14 protein-coding genes are annotated in these 14,478 nt (G+C 45.1%); 5 read left to right on the top strand and 9 right to left on the bottom strand.

The annotated features are described in order from the left end of the window. Positions 1–20: 20 nt before the first annotated feature. Both KIK04_RS17210 and KIK04_RS17205 read right to left on the bottom strand, forming a co-directional pair. Positions 21–1,112 carry an HD-GYP domain-containing protein gene (locus KIK04_RS17210; protein ID WP_232274834.1) on the bottom strand — a complete coding sequence of 364 codons (1,092 nt, stop codon included), beginning with the start codon at positions 1,110–1,112 and terminating at the stop codon, positions 21–23. A gap of 162 nt (positions 1,113–1,274) precedes the next feature. Next, positions 1,275–2,099 carry an undecaprenyl-diphosphate phosphatase gene (locus KIK04_RS17205; RefSeq protein ID WP_232274833.1) on the bottom strand — a complete coding sequence of 275 codons (825 nt, stop codon included), beginning with the start codon at positions 2,097–2,099 and terminating at the stop codon, positions 1,275–1,277. Between the two features lie 150 nt (positions 2,100–2,249). Between KIK04_RS17205 and KIK04_RS17200 the strand changes: the two genes are divergently transcribed. Then, positions 2,250–3,290, top strand: coding sequence for an HD-GYP domain-containing protein (locus KIK04_RS17200; protein ID WP_232274832.1), 1,041 nt, complete (start codon positions 2,250–2,252; stop codon positions 3,288–3,290). 6 nt (positions 3,291–3,296) lie between these two features. On the opposite strand, the gene KIK04_RS17195 is transcribed toward KIK04_RS17200, so the two are convergent. Beyond that, complete coding sequence (locus KIK04_RS17195) at positions 3,297–4,178, bottom strand: polysaccharide deacetylase family protein (RefSeq protein ID WP_232274831.1); 882 nt, start codon at positions 4,176–4,178, stop codon at positions 3,297–3,299. 368 nt (positions 4,179–4,546) lie between these two features. Here KIK04_RS17195 and KIK04_RS17190 point away from each other — a divergent pair, with 368 nt between their 5' ends. Both KIK04_RS17190 and KIK04_RS17185 read left to right on the top strand, forming a co-directional pair. Next, positions 4,547–4,717, top strand: coding sequence for a hypothetical protein (locus tag KIK04_RS17190; protein WP_232274830.1), 171 nt, complete (start codon positions 4,547–4,549; stop codon positions 4,715–4,717). Between the two features lie 88 nt (positions 4,718–4,805). Then, the gene (locus KIK04_RS17185) at positions 4,806–5,354 is read left to right on the top strand and encodes a stage II sporulation protein M (protein WP_232274829.1); all 549 of its coding nucleotides are present in this window, start codon (positions 4,806–4,808) and stop codon (positions 5,352–5,354) included. Between the two features lie 209 nt (positions 5,355–5,563). Here the strand turns inward: KIK04_RS17185 and sufB are convergent, their stop codons facing one another. From sufB to KIK04_RS17155, 6 genes are all read right to left on the bottom strand, one after another. Beyond that, the gene (gene sufB / locus KIK04_RS17180) at positions 5,564–6,961 is read right to left on the bottom strand and encodes a Fe-S cluster assembly protein SufB (protein ID WP_232274828.1); all 1,398 of its coding nucleotides are present in this window, start codon (positions 6,959–6,961) and stop codon (positions 5,564–5,566) included. A 56-nt stretch (positions 6,962–7,017) separates the two neighbouring features. Next, positions 7,018–7,431, bottom strand: coding sequence for a Fe-S cluster assembly sulfur transfer protein SufU (gene sufU, locus KIK04_RS17175; RefSeq protein ID WP_232274827.1), 414 nt, complete (start codon positions 7,429–7,431; stop codon positions 7,018–7,020). Then, a complete protein-coding gene (locus KIK04_RS17170; protein WP_232274826.1) occupies positions 7,418–8,644 on the bottom strand; it encodes a cysteine desulfurase in 1,227 nt (408 codons plus the stop codon). The genes sufU and KIK04_RS17170 overlap by 14 nt, the downstream gene beginning before the upstream one ends. Beyond that, positions 8,641–9,954, bottom strand: a complete 1,314-nt coding sequence (gene sufD / locus KIK04_RS17165) for a Fe-S cluster assembly protein SufD (RefSeq protein WP_232274825.1) — start codon at positions 9,952–9,954, stop codon at positions 8,641–8,643. The genes KIK04_RS17170 and sufD overlap by 4 nt, the downstream gene beginning before the upstream one ends. Positions 9,955–9,985: 31 nt before the next feature. Beyond that, complete coding sequence (gene sufC, locus KIK04_RS17160) at positions 9,986–10,768, bottom strand: Fe-S cluster assembly ATPase SufC (protein ID WP_232274824.1); 783 nt, start codon at positions 10,766–10,768, stop codon at positions 9,986–9,988. Between the two features lie 330 nt (positions 10,769–11,098). Beyond that, entirely contained in the window at positions 11,099–11,557 is a 459-nt protein-coding gene (locus tag KIK04_RS17155) for a Dps family protein (RefSeq protein ID WP_232274823.1), read from the bottom strand. A gap of 401 nt (positions 11,558–11,958) precedes the next feature. Here KIK04_RS17155 and mtnK point away from each other — a divergent pair, with 401 nt between their 5' ends. Beyond that, entirely contained in the window at positions 11,959–13,206 is a 1,248-nt protein-coding gene (gene mtnK, locus KIK04_RS17150; RefSeq protein ID WP_232274822.1) for an S-methyl-5-thioribose kinase, read from the top strand. A gap of 64 nt (positions 13,207–13,270) precedes the next feature. Then, positions 13,271–14,410, top strand: coding sequence for an S-methyl-5-thioribose-1-phosphate isomerase (gene mtnA, locus KIK04_RS17145; protein WP_232278790.1), 1,140 nt, complete (start codon positions 13,271–13,273; stop codon positions 14,408–14,410). Positions 14,411–14,478 lie beyond the last annotated feature (68 nt).

Below are 14,478 nucleotides of genomic sequence, written 5' to 3'. Positions count from 1 at the left end.
ACGTGTTGGACGAAGATGGGTCAATTTTCAGTCGTAAATCCGACGATCATCGTGCTTAGACAGCGGGAAAGATCGATTTCTTTGCCTTGTGAAACGGTCTCACCTTGTGGCCCATACAAAATACGGACAGTTGGGCGCTGTGGGCAGTGCGTGTTAATACTCGCCACGACACCGATTTCCCCCGTACTTAACTCTATCGTCATCCCAAGCGGATATACAGCTATTCGATCACGAAACAGAGACAGCATCGGCTGCTCGTACAATGTTCCTGCTCCAGCGTACAAAATTTCAAGCACTTCATGTGGCAGCATTGCGTTACGATAAATACGGTGTGAAGTCATCGCGTCATACGAATCCGCTATCGCCACCCATTTTGCGTAGTCATGAATTTCATTGCCCTTCAATTGTCGAGGATATCCACTGCCATTCAACCGTTCATGATGCTGATAAGCGATGTGTGCGGCCAATAAAGGGACATTCGGCTCGTCCTTCAAAATAGCGTAACCGAGCTCTGCATGGCGCTTTACATGGTTAAACTCTTGGTCGGTTAATCGCGACGGTTTATTTAACAGTTGTAGATCAATTTTCGTTTTGCCGATATCATGCAGCAATGCCCCTAAGCTTAACACTTTCAATTGTTCACGATCATATCCGTAATTAATTCCTAACAAAGTACTATAAATACATACGTTCAAAGAGTGGCGAAACAAATAATGATCCGTCGTTTGAATGTCGTTAAGCATGACCATAGCGTCATTGTGGCTCGAAAGGTCGTCTATAATGGCGTCCAAAACAGTGAGAAATGCGCGACTCATCGTCGAATACGCCGGTCGTTTACGACTCATTCCTTCATCCATTAACTTCTTGAATTCGGTTCGGATCGTCTTGTTCGCTTGTCTCATCGTAGCTTCGCTAATAAGGCTTACAGGTTCAATCCCTTCCGTACGCTCATCTTCAATATATACGGACGTGACCCCCATCGTTGAAAGGCGGCGAATGTAGACGTCATTCAGTTCCACTTGCTCACCTAACAGCACAAGACCTTCTTCGTTATACACTTTTTTCGCTAGTCGCATACCTGGTTGGCATGCCTGAATCGGAACCCACCTCAAACAGAGTCAACCCCTGAAGTTATCCAAATTTACACCACAATACTGTGAATGCATTATTTCAACATCATATCAAAAATAGGCGGTAGTGACGACTAGAAAATGTAAAGTTGATAGAAAAATTAGTATTTTTTTCGAGTTAGTACGCAAATTCATTACAATCGACTATTCCATAATAAAAAACCAAAACAATCCAGCTACGATAAAGCGATATATCGCAAAATGTTTAAGCCGCACACGTTGAATATGCTTTAAAAATGTAACAACAACCGCGTAAGCAACCATAAACGCAACGATAAAGCCTAGCGCAAAGAGCCCAACGACATCCAAGCTAAACATATGAATATTGTTTATAATCTCATATCCGGTTGCAATCATCATGATTGGAATTGCGATGATGAATGAGAAGTCAGCAGACGCTCGGTAACTAACACCGCTCAGCAATCCACCGGAGATCGTGGAGCCTGATCGGGAAAATCCAGGCCACAGCACAGCGATAATCTGATATAAGCCGATCAGAAGGGCTTGCTTATACGTAATATCATCTACGGATTGCGCTTCCGGTTTCCTGCGCGAACTGTACCACTCAGCGGCCCACATAAATATTCCCCCGACTATTAGTGCGAACAGCACCGTATACGCACTAAACAGGGTTTTAATGAAGTCTTTCGCCACAAAGGCAACCAGCAGGGCCGGAGCGATACCTAACCCGATATGAAGCACATTCATTCGTTTCTGTGGGGTGAGACCTTTTTGGACGGTTTCACTGCTCAAGCCGAGCAGCCCTAAAATTCGTTGCCAATACACGACTGTAATCGCGATGATCGCTCCTAATTGAATCACGATTTCAAATGTTTTTAGCAATTCACTCTGCTCATCAATGCCGAGCAACTTCGAAGTAAGTATCATATGTCCCGTTGACGATACAGGGATGAATTCCGTAACCCCCTCAACAACTCCAAGTAGTATGGCGATAAGAACGGTTAACACGCACTCACTCCTTTCCCTCTATACTTCTATCATACGGGACATCCCCTCATATTCATTACTGCAATAATTGACGAAAAATGGTAAATTAAGTTGTCACTTTAAAGCATTGTTGATATGATAAAAGGACGTATAAATATCAGATTAGGAACGGTGAACAAACGCATGCGGGTTCAGGTGACAGAATTAGTAGAAGGAGATGTCGTGAAGCGCAGTGTTTTTAATGAACATGGCCTTCATGTCCTATCAGCGGGAACCGTGTTGGACGAACGAGAGATTCATACTTTACTACGCCATCACATTGATTACATTGATATTGAAAATCGACAACTACATACGCAGAGTGGTAGCGATAACATCGTACAGATGCAAGTACACTACGAGGAAGCATTAAGCGGTGTTCGACAACTGTTAATAGACGCGGCTCGCGTTAACAAAATAGACGATAATGTGGTTCAAGAAGCTTTAAACCCACTCATGGATCAACTTACAGTGGAACGTGACGTGGTCTCGTTGATGATGCAGCTAAACAATCAAGATGACTACACCTGTCAACATTCGGTTCACGTAGGTATGCTCTCCTATTTTTTAGCTACTTGGCTTGGATATGAGTTAGATGATTCCCTTCGCATTGGAAAAGCTGGTTACTTGCACGATATCGGAAAATGTAAGATCGACCCACAAATTTTAAACAAGCCTGGAAAGCTGACAGCGGATGAGTTTGAAGTGATTAAGCAGCATACCGTTGCGGGACACGACATTATTATGAACTCCTATGATGATGAGTGGCTGGCAGTCGCAGCCTTGTATCATCATGAGCGTCTGGATGGCAGAGGCTACGTGCATGGATTAAAAGGGGACGAAATTCCTGATGTAGCTAAAATTGTAGCTATCGCTGATATCTACAGTGCGATGACATCAACACGCGTGTATCAAGCAAAGCAAGACCATTATAAAGTGCTGCAAGAGCTGCATCAGATGAGCTACACAGGCTTAGATGCCAAAATGACCCAAACCTTTATACGCCACATGCTGCCTAATTTCATTAATAAACAGGTTATATTGAATGATGGACGGGCCGGTGTTATCGTCATGACCAATAACACCGAATATTTCCGCCCACTCGTTCGTGTTGATGAAGGATTTGTTGATTTAGCCGATCAACGCCACATGACGATAGAACAAATTTTGTAGTACATTCTAATTTGGACGGATAGCTTTCGCTTTTGAACGATGCGATAACAGCTCAGACACGGTAACGAAGCGATAACCACGCTTTTTGAGGGTAGGCAAAATTTCTTTCAGAGCCTCTACCGTGTCTGTACGCCCCTCCACAAGATCGTGCAGCAGAACAATATCTCCATCACGTGCATTGTTCACCACTTTATTAACAATTGCTTGCACTCCAGGTGAACGCCAATCCTTCGTATCCTGATGCCAAGACCACAGCACCATACGATAACCACTATCCCGCACTATCTTCACTAGCGATTCATTATAATATCCACCTGGCGGTCGAAACAATTTCGGCTTTTGACCGATAACGTCTTGAATCGATTCATGCGCCTTTTTTATATCCGCTCGCATTTGCTCAGCCGACATGCCCCGCCTTAAATAGATGTGGCTAAACGAATGATTGCCTACTTCGTGTCCCTCATGCACCGCTCGTCTTACAATATCGGCATATGGTTTGACCCGCCTACCGATCACAAAAAAAGTCGCTTTCGCTTCATACTGCTTTAACAGGTTAAGTATTGCAGGTGTATGGCGCGGATCTGGGCCATCATCGAAGGTGAGCGCAATTCTTTTGCCTGCATCCGGCACTTCCCATACGATATCACCTCTAGGCTCGTAGTAATCGCGACCTTTTTTTGCAGGGTACTCCACCTTCTTCCGCTGTTTGTTTACCTCTGCATGCTCATTAAAGCTGGTTGAAACAGCCGAGCTAGCTTGTTGGTGGACTTCGCGCTTCTCATTACTGCCCCCTACTCCGGCGCTTACAGTAATAGTAGTCAAGGCCGTACTGCTAATAAACAAAACAGACACCATAATGGCTGCACGATTACTAAATAGATATCTCAAAAATTCACATAAACGTCTGTACATATCGAACTTCATAACCACCATTCCTAACTGATCGATTTCCACCACTCAAAATAAATTTACACATATTCGCTCACGTATACGACCTACTTCTATATTTACCGAACTCATTTAACGAATTCATTTAACGAGCAAGCTCCTGCTTCATCGTCCCTTAGTATGTCTCGTCATTAACATTTTCATCCATACAAGCAAGTTACCATAAAATTATTCACTCCATCTAAAAATTCACTTCCATCGTTTTCGTGCAACTTTCATCAATCTTTCAGCTCTATGAATCAATGCTAGAACATTTTTGCAAATAGTTTCATAGAGTAGCAGTATCTTAAAGAAAGGTGGTGCTTTACATGATGATCATGGATGTCGCACAGTTGCTTGGCGTAGATTTATCATTTGCTCTGCAAATTATTAGAACCCTGATTGAATCTGGCACACTCCCTCCAGAGCTCGAGCCAGTTCGAGGGCTTCTGCTTACACTAATCAACCTTGGCCTTATTGATTCTGCAGTTGCTCTGTAAATCACAAAAAAGTGTATCTGCTCGCAGATACACTTTTTCCATTTATCTATTTATATTTCACAACTAAGAAGTATTGGGGTGATTAGAGATGAAGTCTGTGTTAACACGGGTATGGGCACAAGAGAAAAAACGGATTTTGCTTTCGGCAGTGTTATTATGTACAGGAATTATTCTCGGCTTATTTTTAGGCCATCAGGTTAATATTAAACCAAATATGTATGTTCAACCCGAACATATGGAATGGCACACTTATGCTACAAATAACATTAGAACCGCTTTTATTATAGCAGCCAGCGGGATTCTTCTATCGGTACCAACGATCTTCATTTTATTTTCAAATGGCCTCATTATCGGATTTGTCATTGCACTGTCTTCTGCGGTTCATTCTTATCCAACCATCTTGGCGGGACTGCTACCGCATGGCCTTTTAGAAATTCCTGCTCTGCTTCTGGCTGGGGCTATCGGATTAAAGCCGCTTAGCTTAATTGTACGAAGAATCAAATATGGAGAAAAAATAAAATGGATAACAGAAGCTCTAAATAGCGCGAGACTGTTCTTAGTCGTGACGGCCCTATTAATCGTCGCCAGTCTTATTGAAGCAAATATAACGCCTTACATTATGGATTGGACACGCTGATCTCAAGCAGATCTTTAGCAGATCACACTATAAAGATGACAGTACGCCCATACTGGATACGTACATCTGCTTGATTGTGCAGCTAACATAAAAAATACGCGTTCGAGCAACTTGAACACAGAAGTGTAAAAGTTACTGCGAACACGTATTTATCGGTTAATCAGAAGATTAAAGTCAATGACTTCATCGAACACCTTGCCGAAATACGATTAGCCGATGGAGCCTTCCATCTCGAACTTGATGAGACGGTTCATCTCTACCGCATATTCCATTGGCAACTCTTTCGTAAACGGCTCAATGAAGCCCATTACGATCATTTGTGTCGCTTCGTCTTCAGTCAAGCCACGGCTCATCAAGTAGAACAATTGGTCTTCGGATACTTTAGATACCGTTGCCTCATGCTCCAACTGAATGTTGTCGTTACGAATTTCGTTGTACGGAATCGTATCGGACGTGGACTCGTTATCCAAAATAAGCGTATCACACTTGATGTTCGCTTTCGCACCATCGGAATCACGTCCGAAGGAAGAAAGACCACGGTAAGTTACTTTACCACCGTGCTTCGAAATCGACTTCGAAATGATTGTCGACGTTGTGTCTGGAGCAAGGTGAATCATCTTCGCTCCAGCATCTTGGTGCTGGCCTTTACCTGCTACCGCAATCGACAACACGGAGCCTTTTGCACCGCGGCCTTTAAGAACTACCGCTGGATATTTCATTGTCAACTTGGAGCCGATGTTACCATCTACCCACTCCATGTTTGCATTTTCTTCACATACCGCGCGCTTCGTAACGAGGTTGTAAATGTTCGGTGCCCAGTTCTGAATCGTCGTGTAGCGAACGCGAGCGTTCTTCTTCACGATAATTTCAACGACCGCACTATGCAACGAGTTCGTGCTGTACACAGGTGCCGTACAACCCTCTACGTAGTGAACAAAGCTATCTTCGTCCGCAATAATAAGCGTACGCTCGAATTGACCCATGTTCTCCGAGTTGATACGGAAGTAGGCTTGCAACGGAATTTCGCATTTTACGCCTTTTGGAACGTAAATAAAGCTACCGCCAGACCATACTGCACTGTTCAACGCTGCAAACTTATTGTCTGCAATCGGAACAACCGTACCAAAGTATTCACGGAAAATTTCTGGATGCTCACGCAATGCCGTATCTGTATCCGTAAAAATAACACCTTGGTCTTCCAGCTCTTTTTGCATGCTGTGGTAAACGACTTCCGACTCATATTGAGCAGATACGCCCGCCAAGAACTTTTGCTCCGCTTCAGGGATACCGAGCTTGTCGAACGTCTCTTTAATTTCAGTCGGAACTTCTTCCCACGTCTTACCTTGCTTCTCCGAAGGACGAACATAATATTGGATGTCATTGAAATCAAGCTCATCCAGATTACCGCCCCAACGAGGCATTTCCATCTTCTCGAATTGTTTCAGCGACTTCATGCGGAAGTCAAGCATCCACTCTGGTTCGTTCTTGATTCCCGAAATCTCTTTTACGATTTCAGGCGTCAAGCCTTTTCCAGATTGGAACACCGCTTGGTGATTGTCGCGGAAGCCATATTTGTACTCTTCCATTTCAGGCATTTTCTTAGCCATCGCAGTGTACCTCCTAGTACGGTATCCGTACGTATTTACTCTTGCTTTGTACAGGCCTACTCGATTCCTTTGCGGAGCGCATTCCACGCAAGGGTCGCGCATTTAATCCGTGCTGGGAATTTGTTCACACCAGACAAAGCCTCAATATCTTCATATTCATCAAACGTTACATCTTCGCCTTTAACCATTAAAGAAAATCGTTCAGCTAGTTCCAACGCTTCGGCAAACGTCTTACCTTTAACAGCATCCGTCATCATAGAAGCACTGGACATGCTGATCGAGCAACCTTCCCCTGTGAAGCGTGCATCTTGAACGATGCCGTCCTCCACTTTCAGTTGCAAGGAGATACGGTCTCCACAAGTTGGGTTGTTCAAGTCGATCGTTACAGCATCAGCTTCAAACGAGCCACGGTTACGTGGCTGTTTGTAGTGATCCATAATGACTCGGCGATATAGATCATCCAATTGCATCGCTGAAGTACTCCTTTGTTTCCCGCAAGGCGGCTGCCAATCGGTCAATATCTTCTTCTGTATTGTAAAGATAGAAGCTTGCACGTGCCGTTGAGCTTGCGTTCAACCAACGCATCAATGGCTGACAGCAATGATGTCCTGCACGAATGGCAATGCCTTTCGCATCAAGAACGGTTGCTACGTCATGCGGATGAACGTCATCCAAATTAAACGTTACGAGTCCGACACGGTCTTTCTTCGGGCCGTAGATCGTAATGCCATCAATGGTAGACAGCTTATCCAAAGCGTACTGAGCTAATTCATGCTCGTGACGCTCAATGTTGTCAAGCCCAACTTCGTTCAAGAAATCAATTGCCGCACCTAATCCAACAGCACCCGCAATCATCGGCGTTCCGCCTTCAAAACGGTACGGCGTTTCCTTGAACGTTGACTCATGCAAGTCAACGAAATCGATCATTTCGCCGCCAAATTCGATCGGCTCCATCTTGTTTAACAAATCTTTTTTGCCGTACAAGGCACCAATGCCTGTAGGTCCACACATTTTGTGCCCTGAGAGAGCATAGAAATCACAATCTAGGTCCTGCACATCAATGCGCATATGCGGTGTGCTTTGCGCACCGTCCACCACCATAACAGCGCCATGGCGATGAGCGATTTGTGCAATTTCCTTGATTGGATTTACGAGGCCCAATACATTGGACACGTACGACATGGTGACCACTTTAGTACGGTCAGTAATCGTCGCTTCAACGTCCGCCAAAGTGATGTGGCCATCGGCTTGCATCGGAACGTATTTCAAGGTAGCACCGGTTGCTTTCGCAACTTGCTGCCATGGAATGAGATTACTATGGTGCTCCATCTGCGTCAGTACAATTTCGTCACCTTCGCCGCACACAGCGCGTGCGTATGAAGATGCAACCAGATTGAGCGCAGTTGTGGTGCCGCGAGTGAACACGATTTCTTCTGCACGACGTGCATTTATAAACCGCGCTACCTTCTCGCGCGCGCCTTCGTAAGCGTCTGTTGCCCGCGAACCGAGCGTATGCACGCCACGGTGTACATTAGCGTTATCCCACTCATAATAGTGTTTTAAGGCTTCAATAACGGCCCGCGGCTTCTGTGAAGATGCCGCGCTATCCAAATAAACTAGCGGATGTCCGTTTACCTCTTGATTCAATATCGGGAACTGCTCACGAAGCTCGCGTCCAATCATTGTCCCAGCTTCCTTTCGATGTAACGACGCAACAACTGCTGCAAGTGCTCATTAGGCAGTTCTGCTACGACTGGCGCCAAGAATCCACGAATAATCAAGTTCTCAGCGTCTGGGCGTGTAATACCGCGCGACATCATATAGAATACTTGCTCTCGGTTAACTTGGCCCGCAGATGCTGCGTGACCTGCTGTTACATCGTCTTCATCGATAAGCAAGATCGGGTTCGCGTCGCCACGTGCTTTAGGGCTAAGCATAAGAACGCGCTCTGTTTGCTCACCGTTCGCTTTAGTAGCACCTTTTTCGATCTTCGTAATACCATTAATGATAGACGAAGCATTTTCGCGCATAACAGCACGAGTAATCATTTGGCTGTCGGAATTTTTACCGAAGTGAACAGCTTTAGTCGTAATGTTCAGCTTCTGATCTCCATTACCCACGCAAATGACTTTTGCATCGGAAGTCGAGCCATTGCCTTGCAAGATGGACGTCGTTTCGGATGCAGCGTTACCGTTGTGCATTTCACCAATAATCCACTCAATACGACCATCGTTCTCTACAACAGCGCGACGGAATGTCAAGTCTGTTGTCTTCTCACTAAGGTGATGAATGGATGCATACGTTACTTTAGCACCTGGCTTAACAAATACTTCAACAATACCGTTGTGAACGAATTCTTTATCCAATTCACCAGATACATAGTTGTCTACATAGTTTACACGGCTATTCGCTTCCGCCACGATAAGCACGTGCGGTGCAAATGTTGCATCGGCGTTATCCATGTAGAACAATGCCTGCAAGGGTACATCCACGACAACATTTTTCGGCACGTACAAGAATACGCCACCGTTCCAAAGTGCTGCGTGCAATGCCGCTAAGCGGTTATCATCCGCTTTGATCGCTTGCATCAAGTAAGGTTTCACCAAAGCTTCATGCTCACGTGCTGCTGTTTCCAGATCCGTAAAAATAACGCCTTGCGCAGCCAATTCTGCGTTCAAACGACGATATACGGCACTAGAATTATATTGTACGACAACATTGTCCGCTTCTTGAGCTGCATCATCTGCAAATAAGACACGTGCTGCTTCAGGAAGATCGGCAAAAGCCGCCACTTCTTGAGCTTCAGCGTGCGCACCGTAATGCTTCAAGTTCCAACGGTCAAGTTTCGTTTTTTCTAAGAAAGGGTTCTCCAGTGTTGCGGCTTTCTCCAAAGCCTGCAAGCGCAGCTCTGCCAACCAAGCAGGCTCACTCTTGCTGGTGGAAAGGGCTGCGACCGTTTCACGGTCCACCGGCAATACAGTTTGTGTAGTCATCGGTCCATCGCTCCTCCTGTCACTCATTCGACTAAGCGTCTTGTCCTACAGTCTCGTCTGTGATACCGAGTTCTTCTTTAACCCAGTCGTAACCTTCTGCTTCAAGACGCTCTGCCAATTCCGGACCACCGGACTTAACGATACGTCCTTGCATCATTACGTGAACGAAATCTGGCTTGATGTAGTCCAACAAACGCTGATAGTGCGTAATGATCAAGAAGCCGCGCTCTTCATTGCGCATAGCGTTTACGCCATTAGCAACGATACGAAGAGCATCGATGTCCAAACCGGAGTCGATTTCGTCAAGAACGACGATTTTCGGTTCCAGCATCATCATTTGCAAAATTTCGTTACGCTTCTTCTCACCACCGGAGAAGCCTTCATTCAAGTAACGGTGTGCGAATTCTTGGTTCATCTCAAGCTCTTTCATTTTGCCTTCCATTTGACGAATGAACTTGATCAAAGAGATCTCGTTGCCTTCACCGCGACGCACATTGATCGCGCTGCGCAAGAAGTCGGAGTTCGTTACACCGGAAATTTCGCTCGGATATTGCATAGCCAAGAACAGACCAGCACGTGCGCGCTCATCCACTTCCATTTCCAACACATCTTCGCCGTCCAATGTTACTGTACCTTCAGTTACTTCATATTTATGGTGCCCCATCAAAGCGGACGCAAGTGTACTTTTACCCGTACCATTCGGGCCCATGATTGCGTGCACCTCGCCGCCTTTCATTTCAAGGTTAATACCTTTCAAAATTTCTTTACCTTCAATGGTTGCTTTCAAACCATTTATGACGAATTGAGTTGCCATGTGGTCAAACCTCCAGAGTGATGGATTTAAAAATACATATATACTTAAGGGAGAAGTAGATCCCAATAAGATTTATTATCTTGTAATAATTATAATGTGATTGTTAGCGATTCTCAATCTAATTTTAAATTATTATTTTTTTGTTTTCAACTAATTGTCCTATTTTGTCTATGATAAATGTCACACCACTTCAAAAACACGAAAAGCGCATCCTTAGGATACGCGTTCGCAGTAGGCATGTAGCCTACAAATGATACACCTTTTACTCCAGAAACTTTATTATAACAAATCTGTCGATGAAAGAGATCATTTTTCTTATTTTACTATTTGTTAGCCGATATAGGACTTCAACATCCATACATGCTTCTCAAGACCAGACTTCAGCCCCAAGAACAAATCACCTGTTGCTTCGTCTTCTGCTTCTTCCGCCAATTCCATGATTGCCTTGAATTCTTTAATCAATTGCTCAAAGTCTGCCACCAATTGTTGCACCATTTGATCCGCGTTTTCAGCTCCGTTTGCTTCATTAATAGAAGCATGCTCCAAATATTGTTTCAGTGACGCGTAAGGTTTGCCACCGATCATAAGCAAGCGTTCAGCAACCTCATCCATATTAGCCGTAACTTCTGTGTAGTACTCTTCGAATTTCTCATGTAGCTCGAAAAATTGTCCGCCTTTTACAAACCAGTGGTAGTTATGCAATTTAACATATAGAACGTTCAAGTTAGCTACTTGCTGATTAATCGCTTGAAGAAGATTAGTTTGTGTTTGTTGTTGGTTTTGTGTCATGTGTATGGCCTCCAGTATGTTGAATATAAGTTGAATAGCTAGTTAAGTTGTTCATACATGATCTAATTTCATATTTAGATTATGTCTTTCTTTATAATTATTCTAATATAATAACTAATTTTAATCAAGCCTTTTACGCACCTTTTTTTTGTTAAAATATTTCAGTTGAAGCTAACACCGCTGCCTTATTTTTCACAAACTATTTCTATCTTGAATACTTGTAACCCCTTATTCTACAAGCGAAACAGACATTAATTGACGAGTGGACAAAAAGTCTAGTTATCTGATTCGAAAAATAAGTATTTAATTAGGCAAAAAAATCCTATATACTATTTCGAAACCGCCGCATCATACAGGATGCTGCTGTAAGCAATTGTAACTTGGGAGGTGCACGTCCGCCTATGATCAAATCCACATCATATCGTCCGTTGTCCTTAGAAGATGCGATTCAAATTGCGAGAAGCATCAACGTTTTTGCTGCTGATGCTAACTTGCAGTGCGAAGAAATCGGCGACGGAAATTTGAACTTAGTGTTTCGTGTTTATGAGTCCGGTAGTGAACAAGCAACATCCGACCAATCGCCTCAACGTATTATTGTCAAGCAAGCGCTCCCTTATGCAAAAGTTGTTGGGGAGTCGTGGCCGTTGACGTTGGATCGCGCACGCATTGAAAGTGAAGCGCTATTATTTCAAGCTTCGCTTGTTCCACAACTTGTACCCAAGGTATTCAAAATTGATAACGAACTCGCGCTTACCGTTATGGAGGATTTGAGCGATCACGTTATTATGCGAAAAGGGTTAATCGAAGGGAAGCAATATCCGCTATTTGCAGAGCATATTGCTGAATTTATGGCACGAACCCTCTTTTTCTCTTCTGATCTCGGTATGAATCAGCAGGAGAAAAAGCGTCGTGTGGAGCAGTTTACGAATCCGGAGTTGTGCAAAATTACGGAGGACCTTATTTTTGACGACCCGTATACGGATTCCCCGAATAACAATTGCGATGCAGCTATACGTGATGAGCTGACCAAGCTGTGGGACGATAAAGTTCTACATTTAGAAGTAGCTTTGCTGCGTGAGAAGTTCTTGACTCAGACGCAGGCGCTGCTTCACGGCGATCTGCATACAGGCAGCATCTTTATAACGGAAACATCGACTAAAGTGATCGATCCTGAATTTGCTTATTATGGCCCGATGGGATTTGATATCGGTGCGGTGATTGCCAATTTGCTGCTTAACGCAGCAGGACAACAGTATTGGTGCGGTGACGAGCAAACAAGGCAAGATTATCGCCGCTATTTATTAAATACGGTGCGAGATATATGGAATCGTTTTGAAGCGAAATTCCGTGTGCTATGGGATGAGCATCTTGTTGACCGACTCGCAGCTACTGACGGCTATCAAGATATGTATATAGACCGACTGTTGCAGGATGTAATCGGTTATGCAGGTTGTAAAATGATTCGACGGATTGTCGGGCTGGCTCATGTCGCTGACATTGATTCCATTCCAGATCCGCAAGTTAAAGAGCGTGCGCAGCGTATTGCGCTAACGATCGGTAAGAAGTTGGTGAAGATTAACCGTCGGGTTCATTCGATCGACGAAGTAATCGCCACGTGTGAATATGGTTTTAAAGGAGTGCATGTGTAAAATGACGAACGGCGTTAACACAGGGAACGCGAGTATTGCTTTAGATGGTGTGGCTGTAGATAGTATGGCCGTACATGACGCAGCGACAGATGCGCAGACGCTTGACCAACAAGGGCCCCTTGTATCTGTACGCTGGTTGGAGGATGGAGCCTTAGCACTGCTCGATCAACGGTTGCTCCCTGAGTCTATTGTATTTATGCGGCTCGAAAGTTCCGAGCAAGTATGGCACGCCATCCGTGATATGGCGGTACGTGGCGCGCCTGCCATTGGCATTGCGGCTGCATACGGCCTTGTGCTCGGCGTACAACATGATCAGCCAGCAACTGCCGCTGCATGGCTCGCAGCGGTCGAGCAGCATGCGACTTATTTGGCCACGTCGCGGCCGACAGCGGTCAATCTGTTCTGGGCGCTGGATCGGATGCGCGCGAAGGCTGCACACATCGCTGCAGGCACAGCTACCGCTGAAAGTGAAGGTGCAAGTGCAGGTGCAGAACTAGCCGTTGTACAGCAGTTCAATGGACAATTGCTAGCGGAAGCACAGCTAATTCAAGCAGAAGATGAGGAAGTGTGCCGCTCGATTGGCGAACATGCCCTCACGTTGTTCCACGATGACATGGGAGTTCTCACCCATTGCAACGCAGGTGGCCTAGCAACCGCGCGTTATGGAACGGCGCTAGCGCCAATGTACTTGGCGCAAGAGCGTGGCATGACACTGCGTGTGTTTGCAGATGAGACACGCCCTGTACTGCAAGGTGCACGGCTAACAGCGTTCGAGCTTATGCAAGCTGGAATCGATGTAACGCTTATTTGTGACAATATGGCTGCAATGGTCATGCAAAAGGGCTGGGTACAGGCCGTTATCGTTGGAACCGATCGCGTTGCGGCAAACGGCGACGTAGCCAACAAAATCGGCACGTACGGCCTAGCTATTTTAGCTAAAGCACACGGTATTCCATTTTATGTGGCTTGTCCAACGTCCACGATCGATCTCGACACACCTTCAGGTGATCAGATCCCGATTGAGGAAAGAAGCGACAGCGAAGTCACTGAGTCATTCGGGAAGCGAAGTGCACCGCAAGGCGTAAAAGTATTTAACCCTGCTTTCGATGTGACACCGAACGAGTACGTTAGTGCCATTATTACAGAGCACGGGGTGCTGCGTGCGCCGTACGATGTTTCTTTGCAGCAAGTGATGAAGCGCTAAGTCATCCAACGAGTTCAAGCATCACCAATTAAATGAAGCCGTCCATTCGTGGATTCATTCTGGCGGGC

The sequence above is a fragment of the Paenibacillus sp. 481 genome, from assembly GCF_021223605.1.
Lineage (GTDB): Bacteria > Bacillota > Bacilli > Paenibacillales > Paenibacillaceae > Paenibacillus_B.
The sequence above is the reverse complement of the archived record's forward strand: the minus strand, read 5'-3'. Positions and strand labels throughout refer to the sequence as shown.